Source organism: Bacillus sp. FSL R5-0431, from assembly GCF_038002985.1.
Lineage (GTDB): Bacteria > Bacillota > Bacilli > Bacillales > Bacillaceae > Bacillus.
In genome coordinates, this window is the sequence record NZ_JBBOOG010000001.1 from 1,127,233 (window position 1) to 1,141,668 (window position 14,436).

Below are 14,436 nucleotides of genomic sequence, written 5' to 3' on the forward strand. Positions count from 1 at the left end.
ATAAAGATTACTTATTTAGAACAATTTTAATTTAAGAATACAGATCAATATTCATTCTACAAATTGAGGAGTGAAGATTTATGGTAACATTATACACATCACCAAGCTGTACATCATGTAGAAAAGCAAGAGCGTGGTTAGAAGAGCACAATATTCCGTATCAAGAGAGAAACATCTTTTCTGAGCCTCTTTCAATCGATGAAATTAAAGAAATTCTTCGAATGACTGAAGACGGTACAGATGAAATTATCTCAACACGTTCAAAAGTATTCCAAAAGCTAAATGTGAATGTTGAGACAATGCCTCTTCAACAATTGTATAAACTGATCAATGAGCATCCAGGTCTTTTAAGACGTCCAATCATCTTGGATGAAAAAAGACTACAAGTTGGCTACAATGAAGATGAAATTAGACGTTTCCTTCCAAGAACGGTTCGTACATTCCAACTAAGAGAAGCTCAGCGACTTGCTAACTAATTGAAAAACGAAAAGCTGCCGATCATTTGGCAGCTTTTTTTATTTGTTTTCAGCCGTTTGTTCGTAAAATAGGCTGGCTAAAATGACCATTACGACCGTTAAAAACGGGAGCATGAATTCAAGAGTCGCATGCTGAGCCATAAATTCATTCAATTTCACATCACGAACAATCATTTCACCGCCAGTAAAAGCCAAAAGAGCACTTCCTCCGTATAAAAGAAACGGGAATTTGGTTAAAGCGGCATGAATTAGCTTACTTCCCCAAATAATAATCGGTACTGAAATCATAAGGCCAAAAGCGGTCAGCAGCATGTTGCCTTTTGCCGCACCTGCAACTGCAATCACATTATCAAGTGACATAAAGAGATCTGCAATCACAATGGTCTGAACCGCACGCCAAAGGGAGCCGCTGCTTTTAATGCGAATCGATTCTTTCTTTTGTTCAATTAACAAATTGTATCCTATATAAAGGAGAAAAAGCCCGCCGATAAATTGCAAATAAGGGATGGTCAATAAATAAACTGCGGCACCCGTCATCATAATTCTCATCAGCACTGCCAAAAGTGTGCCGATCCATATGGCTTTATTGCGTTTGTCATTTGACAAGCTGCGGCTAGCCATCGCAATGATCAACGCGTTATCCCCGCCTAAAATCAGATCTATGCCAATAATCATTAGTAAGGATACGATCCACTCTGTTTCCATCCATTTCACCTCATGTCTAATAGAGCTCGTACAACCAATATATGAAGACAATTCAAATATATGTTTCTGCAAGTTTTCTCTGCAAAAAATGCGTTTTTATTTCTTTTATTCATGTTTTATCATAAAATAGATAGTACGAAGTAATACCTCAATTCTTTAAACGGTTAACATGTAGACGGAACGGGTAAAGTGTAGTAAAGTACTATTAATTGGGAGCTTGTATGTCCCTTCAACATCTTATATAGAAGGGAAGGTTGGCAAAATGGAAATTGAAAGAATTAATGAACATACAGTGAAATTTTATATTTCTTACGGTGATATTGAAGATCGCGGATTTGACCGTGAAGAGATTTGGTATAATCGTGAACGCAGTGAAGAGCTGTTTTGGGAAGTAATGGACGAAGTGCACGAAGAAGAAGAATTTGCAGTAGAGGGACCGCTTTGGATTCAAGTGCAGGCACTTGACAAAGGTCTTGAAATTGTCGTGACGAAAGCCCAACTTTCTAAAGATGGACAAAAGCTCGAATTGCCGATTCCAGAAGATAAAAAAGATCAAACAGATGAAGAAAGTCTAGACGCACTGCTCGATGATTTTCAAAAAGAAGAGCAGGATCAAGAAGACCATAATGAGAAAGACAAAAAACTTCAACTTCAATTTGTGTTGAAAATGGATGACTTTGAAGATTTGATTGCACTTTCTCAATTAAATATGCAGGATTTTACCACAAGTTTATATTCGTTTGAAAACCGTTATTATCTATATGTTGACTTCCACGAGGATTTGTCAGATGAGCAAGTGGAGAATAAGCTCAGCATTTTGCTTGAATATGCTCATGAATCAGTGGTCAGCATTTACAGACTGAAAGAATACGGTCAGCTGATTATCGAAGGAAACGCCCTTGAAACGATTCAACAGCACTTCTCGTAACCAACAAAAGTCGATTTCTATAGAGGAATCGGCTTTTTTATCTGAATGAATAGGTAAATAAAGAGATCGGCAAGGAGAAAATGAAATGAGAAATTTAGTCAAAGTTCTATTTTTTCTTATCATTACGATAGGTGCTTATTTAGTCATTCAAATAATTGCCGGTGATTTAGCGGTAAGTGTATTAAGCTCTGTCAGTGTTCTATTCACTTTATCGATTATCTTCATCGGGTTTGTCATATTCTTGGAGAACCGGAATCCATCTCAAACGATTACGTGGCTTGTCCTGCTTGGCAGCTTTCCGTTATTCGGCTTTTTGTTCTACATTTTCTTTGGACGCAATATCAAAAAGCGCCGGCTGTTTGAAAAGAAAGCCATCCTGGACGAACAGTTAATCCAGGAAGATGAACATATTCATAGAGAAGCGATTGAGAAAATGACGCATATGGGTGATCATCAGCAGCTCTTATTTAAGCTGGCCCACAGACTTGGACATACCCCTATTACGTATCGCACGTCCTCTAAAGTCCTGACCAATGGAGAAGAAACATTTTCTCATATTTTTGAAGAAATCAAAAAAGCGACACATCACATTCATCTAGAATATTATATTCTCCGCCACGATGACCTTGGGCAAGAATTAAAGGATATTCTAATTGATAAAGCGAAAAATGGCGTGATTGTCCGCTTTTTATATGACGATGTAGGAAGCTTAAAGCTCTCTCGCCAATATATTGCTGACCTCGAAAAGGCTGGCGTTCAGATCGTTCCGTTTTTACCAGTCAGGCTCCCCCTGTTAAATAATAAAATCAATTTCCGAAATCACCGAAAAATTGTCGTGATTGATGGAGAAGCCGGATTTGTCGGCGGGCTGAACATTGGAGACGAATATATGGGCAGAAGCAGACAATATGGATTTTGGCGTGACACGCATTTGATGATTAAGGGGGAAGCTGTTCGTGACCTGCAGCAGATTTTCATGCAGGATTGGTACTATATGACGAATGAGAGATGCGCAGGTGTGGACTACTTCAAAGATTTCAGCCACCTTGAGAGCACAACAGAAGGCGTACAAATGATTGCTGGCGGTCCTGATAAACAGTGGGAGGTCATTAAAAATCTCTTTTTCTCCATGATTATCTCTGCCAAAAAGTCTATTTGGATCGCTTCACCGTATTTTGTGCCGGATGATGATATTTTGTCTGCATTGAAAATTGCTGCATTAAGCGGAGTAGACGTACGGATTATTGCTCCGAAGAATCCAGATAAACGGATCGTCTTCCATGCGTCCCGTTCATACTTCCCAGAGCTTTTAGAAGCAGGAGCAAAGGTGTATGAGTATGATCAAGGCTTTATGCATAGTAAATTTATCATTGTAGATAGCGAGCTGGCTTCGATAGGAACGGCCAACATGGATATGAGAAGCTTTCATTTGAATTTTGAAGTGAATGCCTTCCTATATAAAACGAAAAGCACAGAGAAGCTCGTGAACGACTTCTTAGGTGATTTAGAGCAGTCGCATGAAATTGTCCCAGAAGAATTTGCAAAGAGACCGTTAAGGGTAAGACTGTTTGAATCCACAGCAAGATTATTATCACCATTACTATAAAGATTGTATTTTCCCCCTTTTTATCAGGGGGTTTTTTTATTTTCCTCAGGAAAACATCAGTAAAATCATGTTTTGACATGATAAAAGTTCATTTTGCCTATTCGCTTCTTAATAGACGAACAAGCTATAATACGGTCATCAAAGAGTAAGGGGCGAGCTGAATGAATACAGCGATCATGGATAATGGAAAGCTTATTCGAATTACACATCATTTATCGAAAAACCGGCTGGAGCATGTAAGAACGACATGCAAATTTTATTGTCCTGATTGCAGGGAGGAGGTGCAATTAAAGCTTGGTGAACAACGTGTGTATCATTTTGCACATAAACAGCTGACAGCATGTCCACTAGCCTCAGGCGAAACGGCTTATCATCAGGCGGGGAAAGAAGCCATCATGAATTGGCTTCAGCAGCTGGGACATAAACCGGTGCTTGAAAAGTATGTGTCAAAAGTTCATCAGCGTCCTGACGTGGCCGTCTCTATTGGAGGAACAAGCTATGCAATTGAATATCAATGTTCAAATATTTCCCGGCAAGAGCTGCGTAAAAGAACGGCAGGACTCCGTGAAGCGGGGCTCATCCCTATATGGGTAATAGGGGCAAATCGTTTAAAGCGAATATCTGCCCAGCTCTTTTCCTTCTCCTCCATTCATTGGGGAATGTTAAGGGAATCACAGAAAGGGAGTCTGATTTTTTACTGTCCGCTCCAGAATAGATTCATCCATCTTGCTCAACTTCTCGTATTTCAACCAACGAAAATATGTGCCGCCATGACTGTCAGACCGCCAACAGCATACCGCGAACTTTCGGCGCTCCTATCTCAGCCCTCAAGCAAGCGTCCAGTCTTCAAGCAATGGCTTAGATGTATACAGCAATTTAGGCAGCGGCCTCCCCGCATTTTATCAAATGAAAGCAAACGGTTGAGAGACATTTTCTATGAGCATCATCAAATGGCTTTCCCTTTTCTGCCAACTGAATTATTTATCCCGCTGAAAGAAACGTATATTTTTACAAGTCCTGTTTATGTCTGGCAGGGGTGTCTGTATGATTGGATGATGAGGAAAAAAGGAAGCAGTCCAGTAACGGTTCAACTGCTGATGAAAGAAATCAAGCGGTGTGTCCAGATGAAAGAAGTAAAGCTCCGATACGGTGATGTTTCAATAGAAGAAATACAAGAGGTCATCACTGCATATGTTAAGGCGCTTGTCAAACAAGGGTTTTTACACATGACGAAAGAGGGTAATTATGAAGTAGCGTCGAATCAAATGCCGATACGAACAGTAGATGAAGCGTTCAAACGAGATGCTTTCTTATTTCATTAGCATGTTTCATGCCCACTTTGATCATGATAAGAAAAAGGTGGTGCTGCGATTGAATAGAAAGAAACGCTTTTTTCTCATTTTTTTAGTCTGTTTGGTATTTATTTCTGCATATGATTTGACAAATATAGTTCAAAACAAAGAAGATAAATACAACACCAATTTCTTTCACTTTCCGAAAGGTTGGTTCAACACAACTTATGCAAGGGGGATTCATATGACTTCACAAAGCAAAAATAACCATTTACCAGACAGAAGCGAAGTAAAAGAAGAAAACAAATGGCGTCTTGAAGATATTTTTGAAAGCGTTGATGCATGGAACAAGGAATTCGAAGCGGTCAAAAAAGAAATTCCTAAGCTAGCCCAATTTAAAGGCAAGCTGGCCCATTCTGCTGATGTACTGTATGAAGCCCTAACCTTTCAGGATCAGCTTTCTGAAAAGCTTGGTAAGCTTTATACATATGCGCACATGAAATACGATGAGGATACAACTAACTCATCATTTCAAGCGCTGAATGATAAAGCATCGAATTTATTTACACAGCTCTCTAGTACTTCTGCTTATATTGTTCCAGAGATTTTATCGATTCAAGAAGATAAATTGCAGCAGTTTATTCTGGAAAAAGAAGAATTAAAACTGTATTCCCATGCTCTCGAAGAAATTAATAAAGAGCGTCCACATATTTTAAGTGAGGAGCAAGAAGCTTTATTAGCTGAGGCCTCTGAACCACTCTCAACTTCATCTACTACTTTTAGTATGTTTAACAATGCTGATATTTCGTTCCCTTCTGTAAAGGATGAAAATGGGGAAGAAAAGAAGATTACCCACGGCAACTTTATCACATTTTTAAACAGTGATGACCGTGAAGTGAGAAAGAATGCCTTTAAAGCTGTGTATAAAACGTATGATCAGTATAAAAACACGCTTGCTTCGACACTGAGCGGTTCGATTAAAAAGGATAATTTTTATGCAAAAGTACGAAATTATAAATCAGCAAGAGAAGCGGCACTATCTCGGAACAGTATTCCAGAAGAAGTATATGACAATCTGATTGATACAGTTCATCAATATTTACCGTTATTACACCGTTATATTGAATTGCGTAAAAAGGTATTAAAGCTTGATGAAGTGCACAATTATGACTTGTATACACCACTTGTAAAAGATGCTGGTATGAAGCTAACCTACGATGAAGCAAAAGATTATATGCTAAAAGGGTTAGCGCCATTAGGAGAAGAATATGTGTCCGTGTTAAAAGAGGGACTGAGCAATCGCTGGGTAGACGTTTATGAGAATAAAGGGAAACGCAGCGGTGCGTATTCATCTGGAAGCTATGGTACAAATCCATATATCCTCATGAACTGGCAAAATAATATTGATAATTTATTTACACTGGCTCATGAATTTGGGCACTCTGTCCACAGCTACTATACAAGAAAGCATCAGCCATATCCGTATGGAAACTATAGTATCTTTGTAGCTGAAGTGGCTTCTACGACAAACGAAGCGTTACTTGGCGAATACCTGCTGAATCATCTAGATGATAAAAAGCAGCGTTTGTATGTGTTAAATCACTTGTTAGAAGGATTCAGAGGAACGGTATTCAGACAGACGATGTTTGCTGAGTTTGAGCATCTTATTCATGTGAAAGCGCAAGAAGGAGAGGCTTTAACGCCGGAATTTATGACGAACCTTTATTACGACCTGAATAAGAAGTATTTTGGAGACGGCATGGTTGTGGATAAAGAAATCGGATTAGAATGGACGAGAATTCCTCACTTCTATTACAACTATTATGTATATCAATATGCAACAGGCTATAGTGCTGCACAGGCATTAAGCAAGCAAATATTAGAAGAAGGAAAACCTGCGGTGGAGCGCTACACAGACTTCCTTAAAGCAGGAAGCTCTGATTATCCAATCAATGTGTTGAAAAAAGCAGGTGTTGATATGGCTTCCAAAGAACCAATCAAAGCAGCATGTCAATTGTTCGAAGAAAAGCTGAAAGAAATGGAAGAGCTCATCTCTAAAACGGGTGAGTGATGAAAAGACTTCTGTCAGACGCGTGAGTGCAAACTCATCTTTTGACAGGAGTTTTTTTCTCATAAAAAAAGACCTCTTTGCATGTAGAGGCCGCTTCTTATCATCAACCTTTAAATCCCTTAAAGGTCTTCCGGTGGTTCATTCGATAAAGTGTAAAAAGAATAGAAGCAAATAAGAGTGGGGATGTTAGATAAAGAGGAAGCATTTTCATTAAGCCTAATATATTTAAAAAGAAACATAAGCCAATGGAAACAAGTCCAATGGTTGTGCTGCGCATGCAGATCCCTCCATTTTTTCGTTACTTTCACTATATGAAAGTGACAACCCTCTTATGTTTTGTGACAAAAATATGAACTTATAGTATATCTGTTGTCATAAGTCGACAAAATTTGATATACTACAGATGTGAAATTAATCACATACAAACATTACCCCTTTGTTTGACCGTGAAAAATTTCTCCCATCCCCTTTGTTGTCGTTAAGACATAGTGAAACCGCGCTTATCCCGGCGCGGTTTCTTCGTGCTTAAAAATAGAACGGATGTTCCTTTTTAGGGTAAAGAAAAAACATGGGTCAGCACCCATGTTCATTCTCACAGCGGTAGAGATCAAGATCTGAATGATGATCATCTACTTTATAGCGCCAAAACATTTCTTGATGTACTTGTACACGTTCTACCTTTTTAGCGAAAGCCAGCTTTTTCATTTCTCGTTCAACTTCTTCAAGTGTCAGGTCATAAACGACAGCAATCTCTTTTGCAGATGCAAATTGAAAGTAAGCAATAAACCATTCAATTGGAGGCCGTTCTGAAGGTGTTGGTTTTTCACCAATCATTTCAAAAAGGATTTCCTCGTATACATCATAAGAGTACGCACCTGAAATTTTTAAACCTTCATCCCCGTTTACTGTATTAAAAAAGGCAAAGGTCGGAAGCTCAGATACGTCCATTTCAGCTGCAATTTTCATATCACATTGTAGTGCTTTAACAGCACTTTGAGAATGAATATCGCGCTGGAATTCCTCGATGTCCAGTCCAGCACTTTTTGCATTTTCTAGCAGCACATGTTCACTTGTCACATCTTGCTGATGGCAAAAAAGTGATTCTTGAATGAGACGCAGAAACTTCATTCCGCATTTTCTGCCTTGAAGCTCAGCCGCTTTTAATGCAAGCGAGGCGAGGTAGGGTGAAGTCACAATTTGTTCGGACAGCATTTGTTCTTTTTTGGTCTGAGTTTTGGTAGCAAATTTCCCCCATGCTTCGGTCAGTAAATGCTTTTTTCGTTTTCGATTCAATGCATTAATACTAGAACTTGTCACCGTTCGTAAAGTGAAAAAACGGCCGTACTTCATTTTCAATTTTTTAATGGATGGCTCTAATAACCAGCAGTCTGGACTTAGAGGGTCAATGAATACATAGATTTCAATCGGCTTTTGAGGATGTCCGTGACAGTGTGAGAAATATTGATCGTGCGTATTGCAGCTCAAGATCGTCCATCCTTTTCGGGTGTTTGATTGACCATATGACGAGCCGTTAGAGAAAGCCGCTCAAATAAAAAGTCACGAATATCGCCGGTTAATCCTACTTGATCCATCGCATCCTCCATGCATTCAAGCCATGCGTCAGCCCGCTCCTCAGTAATCGGGAAAGGGAGATGTCTCGCCCGCAGCATAGGGTGACCATGCTCCTCTGTATAAAGCGGGGGTCCGCCTAAATATTGAGTTAAAAACTGTTTTTGTTTTCTTGCTGTTTCTTTTAAGTCATCCGGGAAAATAGGATGAAGCAAAGGATGACACTTTACATTTTCATAAAAAGTATCAACAAGTTGCGATAGAAGTTCCTCTCCAACCGCTTCGTAAGGTGCGTTAAACGATTGTACCATGTTGACTACTCCTTTTACTCGTAGTTAATAGGATGAAGCGCCCTATTGTGAATTCATTTATTTCAAAAGTGATATTCAGTTTGTTCTATTTTATTGTTTCTATTCTTGTATACTTATTTTAACAACCTCAACTCAATTCCACAAACAAACCGCTTTGGTCTATTGGAAATAAGGGGAGAGGCGGGTTCCGTGATCAATTGACCATATCATAACACATTCAGTCAAAAAAGGGTGAAAAGCGACATACAAAAAACCGAAGAGGTTATTCTCTTCGGTTTAAGCGAAATATTGTGCTGTGATTTTCTTTACATAATTTTGTGTTTCTTTAAATGGTGGGATGCCACCGTATTTATCAACATTTCCTGAGCCTGCATTATAAGCAGCTAAGGCAAGTGAGACATTTCCATTATATTTCTGAAGCATTTGTTTTATATACTTTGTGCCGCCTTCGATGTTTTGGGCCGCATCAAAGGCATTATTCACACCAAGTGACTTAGCAGTAGATGGCATAAGCTGCATGAGGCCAAGTGCTCCTGCATGGCTGACCGCATTCGTACGATAGCCGGATTCTTGCTTGATGACCGCATGAATCAGCTTCTCTGGAACGCCATGCTTTTGAGCCATTTGTGACACGATTTGATTAATTTCTTTTGATGATGAGCCGTTTGAAACAGCCTTTTGAAGCGGCGGCGTGTAGCTGTTGTTTAAGACATTCCCAATGCCGTTCGCTGTATTCAATTGAGCGTCATTCGCATATGAAGATGGAGATTGAAGCTGCTCACTGCCAGCGATAGCAGACAAGTATGGGTTTGTACGCGCGTATTGCGTGTTCGGAGCCGTTGATGGGTCCGTTCCCATAAACGCAGAAATAGAAAGCGGCAGGCGTGATAATTCTGATCCGCCTAAAAAATCTTGCAGCAGCGACTGAAATGAAGCTTGTGCATTCGATTCTTGGCCGGCCGGTATTTGTGTTTGTCCAGGGTCTGATTGTAACGTTTTAAGCGCTTGAAGCTGCATAAAGGATTGAAGTTGATTGACGTTCATCATGTTCCTCCTTCAAGGAATTCATCTATTCTGTGTTTTCATTTTCTCTTCATAAAAACGTACGACTTTGTTTTTCGTGTTTCGTACAGGGATTTGGAATTTTTGGAGCAATGCGGAGAATGCGGCTTGTCCGATTTCCAGGTCGCTCACTTCAAATTCAAGTTCATAGTCCTCTACTGTTAAATATCGGCTGTAATCCAAAACAATTAAGCCTTCTTTGATCATTTTTTCAGCCCTTGATGTTTCAAGTGAACCAAAATACACAATTTGATCCTTTTGAATGTTCAGATGGTCTAACCTGTCAGCTACTTCACCTTCTGGCAGCTGAAAATCGTCAAGGCTTGAAGGAGGAGCGATCGTTTGGTGGGTTTCGAGCAAGCCTATTTCGTGTGGTTCCTTTAACGTGAGAACCCACTGACCGTCTTTTTCTCTCATTCTTAGTGCAGCGAATAGAGATTTTATATCAAATTGAGGTGTATCAAAGTAATAGTTGGTTTGTGTGTGAAAATCCGAATCCTTCAATTGAAAATGTTGTATCAGTTGTTCAAATTCTTCTTTCATTAACAATTGCTTTAGCTCTATTTCAATTTCCTGTGCCATTTTGACATCAACCTTTCATTTAGAGGAAATATGATTATTGTACATGAAGTGTGTTCATCATGTAAAAGGCTGTTTTTATCTCTTATTTCTCTTTCCACATGTGCCAAAATAAATGGAGAATCATGTGAAAGGATCATTTATAAGAAGAAAATAGGATTTTCTCAAAAAGTTCGGTTTATCAATATTGAACTTGATATGATAAAATAAAGCTGTACTTTGTTGTAAAGGAGATCATGATGCAAAACCGAATTGAAATCACAGAAGCAACTTTAAAAGAAGACAGGCTAATTTTGACGACCACGTCAGAAGAGCAAATCCAAAAAGCAAAAGCGTCAGGACAAATGCTTGTTGATTCTGATCACTTTGCGTTCGTTTACATACTTGAAAACGAGGAGTCCTTTTCGTATCTTATCTTAGGGGAACATACATGGGCTCCATTAAAAGAAGCAATGAATCTTGACATCCCTGTCTATTTGGCAGCGGGAGAACTTTCGTTAGAACTCATTCAGCTTCATCAAGAATTACATTATTTAATCGACAATATTAAAGACAATGCCAATTACGGAGATATGGAAGAGAAAGTGAAGAGCACATTCCTCTGAAATAATTAGGTATATGGAATTGGGGGAAGTTTCATGGACAAAAAACAATGGGATCAATTCCTCGCACCGTATAAACAAGCAGTCGAAGAATTAAAAGTGAAACTAAAAGGCATTCGAAAGCTGTATGAATTCGAGGATGACCATTCACCAGTAGAATTTGTCACAGGCCGAGTGAAACCTGTTGCCAGCATATTAGAAAAGGCAAAGCGTAAAAACATCCCGATGCATGAAATTGAAACGATGCAGGATATTGCTGGGCTGCGCATTATGTGCCAGTTTGTAGAAGACATACAAGTCGTGAAAAAAATGCTCCAGTCACGAAAAGACTTTGTGGTTGTTGATAAACGCGACTATATTGCAGAACATAAAGAAAGCGGATACCGTTCGTACCACCTTGTTGTGTTATATCCGCTGCAAACGATCAGCGGAGAGAAGCAGCTCCTCGTCGAAATCCAAATTCGTACACTTGCGATGAACTTTTGGGCGACCATTGAGCATTCTCTGAATTATAAATATAGCGGGAATATCCCGGAGAAAGTCAAGCTGCGCCTTCAAAGAGCTTCTGAGGCAGCATCTCTTCTTGATGATGAGATGTCTGAAATTAGAGGGGAAATTCAAGAAGCACAAGTGGCATTTTCCCGGAAAAAGAAAAATGACAGCTGACCTGAGCTTGATCAAATATGATGCTGCCCTCTCATAGCAGCAAGGTGGAAAAGGAGAAGAATTCATGAAATTTGCAGTTTCTTCGAAAGGGAATTCTGTATCTGACACACTCAAAAATAAAATTCAGACCTACTTATTGGATTTTGGGATGGAACTCAATGAAGAGGAACCGGATCTTGTCATTACGGTTGGTGGAGACGGCACCCTTCTTTATGCGTTTCACCGTTATAGCGACCGTCTGAATGAAACAGCTTTTGTCGGTGTTCATACAGGTCATCTTGGTTTTTATGCTGACTGGGTGCCAAGTGAAATTGAAAAACTCGTCTTAGCTATTGCGAAAACGCCTTATCACATTGTGGAATATCCGATCTTAGAAGTCATTGTCAGATACAACGACGGCGGCAGAGAAGAGAAATATTTAGCGATGAATGAATGTACCATTAAAAGTATGGAAGGGACGCTTGTGGCAGATGTTGAAATTAGGGGTCAGCTGTTTGAAACATTCAGAGGTGACGGTCTTTGTCTGTCTACACCGTCTGGCAGTACAGCCTATAATAAAGCACTTGGAGGCGCCATTATTCATCCTTCCATTAGAGCCATTCAGCTGGCAGAAATGGCTTCAATCAACAACAGAGTGTTTCGAACGGTCGGTTCACCGCTTATTTTGCCAGACCACCATACTTGTGTCATTAAACCGATGAATGATGTCGATTTTCAGGTAACCATTGATCATCTGACGTTGCTTCATAAGGACGTTAAATCCATTCAATGCCGGGTAGCCGACGAGAATGTCCGTTTTGCCCGATTTAGACCTTTTCCGTTTTGGAAAAGGGTGCAAGATTCCTTTATCGGAAAAGGAGAATAAGAAAGAGGTCGTTCTCGCTGGAATACTTTACGCTAAACAAAACCATGACAGCCAAAGAAGAAGGGCTGCTTTTAAAGGATTATTTAATAGATCTTGGCATTTCGAAAAGGATGCTGACGGATATTAAATTTGATGGCGGTGATCTCCTCATTAATGGAGAGCATGTGACTGTGAGATACAAGCTGCATAAGGGAGACAGGCTCACCATTTTATTCCCAGAGGAAAAAGTGAGTGAAGGGCTGAAGCCTGCTCCGATTCCGCTTGATATTTTATTTGAGGATGAGCATGTCCTTGTGCTGAATAAAAAGCCATATATCCCGTCCATTCCTTCTCGGGAGCACCCAGAGCACAGTATTGCGAATGGATTGCTGCACCATTATGCAGAGCAGTCTGTTCGGCTGACGGTTCATTTGGTGAACCGCCTTGATCGTGATACATCTGGCGTCATGCTCGTGGCAAAGCATCGCTTTGCCCACAGCCTTTTATCAAAGGCGCAAAAAAGTGGAGCGGTCAAACGAACATACAGAGCGTTTACACATGGCATGATCTCGGAAAAGTATGGAACCATTCGTGCAAAAATTGCCCGAAAAGGAGATAGTATCATCGAGCGAATGGTCGATGATACTGGACAGGAAGCAGTGACGCATTTTAAAGTGCGAGCGGTGGACGCTGAGTTGAACATGTCAGATGTGGCTCTATCGCTTGAAACTGGGAGAACACATCAAATTCGTGTTCATATGAAGTATCTTGGTCACCCGCTCATCGGAGATACGCTATATGGCGGAACGAGTGAGCGGATGAACCGGCAGGCACTGCATAGTGAGACTCTTGTCTTTCCTCATCCGATGACTGGGGAGGAAATGACATTCTCGGCTCCGCTTCCTGAAGACATGAAATCATTGCTGCTTTAAATAGAGAAACCCGGCTACCTGCAAGCGCAGGACCGGGTTTTTTTATGATGTGAAATGCTGAAACCTTGAATCGTCATAAGGCATAGAGGAAGGAACAGAGACCGTTTCAAGCTCAGGATATGTGAGGGCAGACAGCCGGTGGCCAAATACGCAGCCTGTATCAATATTGACGGTTCTGCCAACGAATCGGGGTTCTTTCACTGGTGTATGTCCGTAGACAATCCACGGTTTTCCGCGATATTCCTTTGCCCAATCCTTCCGCACAGGTCGTCCATCCGGCCATGTTTCTCCTGTGACCGCGCCAAATAATAGATAGGATCGCATCTGTTTGTTCGGCTTTCTTCCAATGTCCTTTTCCTTCATCGCTGCGTGAGCAATAATCAGTTCATCAGGAATGAGTACATCGTAAAGCGGAGCCTTCTCAAATAGCTGCTTAAATTCATGTGACAATTTGGTTTGTTCATGAAGGGGCAGCTTTTTTATTTCGTTCACTGTGGTTTCGATGCCATGAAGTAATTTCACGGGATTTCCTTTCAAATAGCGATAAAGCTTAAAGCAATGGTTGCCAGGTACGTAGCGGATCGCGCCGTGTGCGTAGGCATGAATGACAAATCGCATCACATCTACTGACTGAGGGCCTCGATCTGTTAAATCACCGACAAGGGCTAGCGTTCTTTTATCAGGATGGACGGGTAATCCATGTTTGAGTTCGTATCCTAGTTTGTGTATGAGGGTAAGCAGCTCTTCGTAGCAGCCGTGGATATCTCCAATGATATCAAATTTCATAAGATTT

At 40.4% G+C, this 14,436-nt stretch carries 16 protein-coding genes and 1 pseudogene; 10 read left to right on the forward strand and 7 right to left on the reverse strand.

Features of this window, described 5'->3' with window-relative positions:
• The first annotated feature begins 80 nt into the window (after positions 1 to 80).
• A complete protein-coding gene (gene spxA / locus MKZ03_RS05490) occupies positions 81 to 476 on the forward strand; it encodes a transcriptional regulator SpxA (protein ID WP_003211421.1) in 396 nt (131 codons plus the stop codon).
• A gap of 39 nt (positions 477 to 515) precedes the next feature.
• Here spxA and MKZ03_RS05495 read toward each other — a convergent pair whose 3' ends face one another.
• A complete protein-coding gene (locus tag MKZ03_RS05495; protein ID WP_034663251.1) occupies positions 516 to 1,181 on the reverse strand; it encodes a TerC family protein in 666 nt (221 codons plus the stop codon).
• Positions 1,182 to 1,356: 175 nt separating this feature from the next.
• Between MKZ03_RS05495 and MKZ03_RS18995 the strand changes: the two are divergent.
• The 5 genes and pseudogenes from MKZ03_RS18995 to pepF form a co-directional block, all read left to right on the forward strand.
• A pseudogene (locus tag MKZ03_RS18995) lies at positions 1,357 to 1,477 on the forward strand (hypothetical protein); the annotation flags it as partial.
• Positions 1,444 to 2,109, forward strand: a complete 666-nt coding sequence (mecA, locus tag MKZ03_RS05500; protein ID WP_012009573.1) for an adaptor protein MecA — start codon at positions 1,444 to 1,446, stop codon at positions 2,107 to 2,109. The pseudogene MKZ03_RS18995 and the gene mecA, both read left to right, overlap by 34 nt.
• Before the next feature lie 85 nt (positions 2,110 to 2,194).
• Positions 2,195 to 3,715 carry a cardiolipin synthase gene (gene cls / locus MKZ03_RS05505; RefSeq protein ID WP_106037857.1) on the forward strand — a complete coding sequence of 507 codons (1,521 nt, stop codon included), beginning with the start codon at positions 2,195 to 2,197 and terminating at the stop codon, positions 3,713 to 3,715.
• A 161-nt stretch (positions 3,716 to 3,876) separates the two neighbouring features.
• The gene (locus tag MKZ03_RS05510; RefSeq protein WP_340972367.1) at positions 3,877 to 5,037 is read left to right on the forward strand and encodes a competence protein CoiA; all 1,161 of its coding nucleotides are present in this window, start codon (positions 3,877 to 3,879) and stop codon (positions 5,035 to 5,037) included.
• 214 nt (positions 5,038 to 5,251) lie between these two features.
• On the forward strand, positions 5,252 to 7,078 hold the full coding sequence (gene pepF, locus MKZ03_RS05515; protein WP_282067363.1) for an oligoendopeptidase F: 1,827 nt from the start codon (positions 5,252 to 5,254) through the stop codon (positions 7,076 to 7,078).
• Between the two features lie 103 nt (positions 7,079 to 7,181).
• Here the strand turns inward: pepF and MKZ03_RS05520 are convergent, their stop codons facing one another.
• From MKZ03_RS05520 to MKZ03_RS05540, 5 genes are all read right to left on the reverse strand, one after another.
• The gene (locus MKZ03_RS05520) at positions 7,182 to 7,355 is read right to left on the reverse strand and encodes a hypothetical protein (protein ID WP_034663238.1); all 174 of its coding nucleotides are present in this window, start codon (positions 7,353 to 7,355) and stop codon (positions 7,182 to 7,184) included.
• 296 nt (positions 7,356 to 7,651) lie between these two features.
• Positions 7,652 to 8,563, reverse strand: coding sequence for a ClpXP adapter SpxH family protein (locus tag MKZ03_RS05525; RefSeq protein WP_034663234.1), 912 nt, complete (start codon positions 8,561 to 8,563; stop codon positions 7,652 to 7,654).
• Entirely contained in the window at positions 8,560 to 8,958 is a 399-nt protein-coding gene (locus MKZ03_RS05530; RefSeq protein WP_008355333.1) for a globin domain-containing protein, read from the reverse strand. The genes MKZ03_RS05525 and MKZ03_RS05530 overlap by 4 nt, the downstream gene beginning before the upstream one ends.
• A gap of 276 nt (positions 8,959 to 9,234) precedes the next feature.
• Positions 9,235 to 10,002 carry a lytic transglycosylase domain-containing protein gene (locus MKZ03_RS05535; RefSeq protein WP_034663232.1) on the reverse strand — a complete coding sequence of 256 codons (768 nt, stop codon included), beginning with the start codon at positions 10,000 to 10,002 and terminating at the stop codon, positions 9,235 to 9,237.
• Positions 10,003 to 10,023: 21 nt separating this feature from the next.
• The gene (locus tag MKZ03_RS05540; protein ID WP_341031210.1) at positions 10,024 to 10,602 is read right to left on the reverse strand and encodes a CYTH domain-containing protein; all 579 of its coding nucleotides are present in this window, start codon (positions 10,600 to 10,602) and stop codon (positions 10,024 to 10,026) included.
• 236 nt (positions 10,603 to 10,838) lie between these two features.
• On the opposite strand from MKZ03_RS05540, the gene MKZ03_RS05545 reads away from it, so the two are divergent.
• From MKZ03_RS05545 to MKZ03_RS05560, 4 genes are all read left to right on the forward strand, one after another.
• Positions 10,839 to 11,204: a UPF0738 family protein gene (locus MKZ03_RS05545; protein WP_307499458.1), complete on the forward strand. Its 366-nt coding sequence runs from the start codon at positions 10,839 to 10,841 to the stop codon at positions 11,202 to 11,204.
• Positions 11,205 to 11,237: 33 nt separating this feature from the next.
• Positions 11,238 to 11,867 (forward strand): GTP pyrophosphokinase, encoded by a 630-nt coding sequence (locus MKZ03_RS05550; protein ID WP_034663227.1) that lies wholly within the window; start codon positions 11,238 to 11,240, stop codon positions 11,865 to 11,867.
• Positions 11,868 to 11,931: 64 nt separating this feature from the next.
• Entirely contained in the window at positions 11,932 to 12,732 is an 801-nt protein-coding gene (locus MKZ03_RS05555) for an NAD kinase (protein WP_060596013.1), read from the forward strand.
• Positions 12,733 to 12,776: 44 nt separating this feature from the next.
• A complete protein-coding gene (locus tag MKZ03_RS05560; protein WP_340972375.1) occupies positions 12,777 to 13,643 on the forward strand; it encodes an RluA family pseudouridine synthase in 867 nt (288 codons plus the stop codon).
• Between the two features lie 42 nt (positions 13,644 to 13,685).
• Here the strand turns inward: MKZ03_RS05560 and prpE are convergent, their stop codons facing one another.
• Positions 13,686 to 14,429: a bis(5'-nucleosyl)-tetraphosphatase PrpE gene (gene prpE / locus MKZ03_RS05565; protein ID WP_034663218.1), complete on the reverse strand. Its 744-nt coding sequence runs from the start codon at positions 14,427 to 14,429 to the stop codon at positions 13,686 to 13,688.
• Between the last annotated feature and the right edge of the window lie 7 nt (positions 14,430 to 14,436).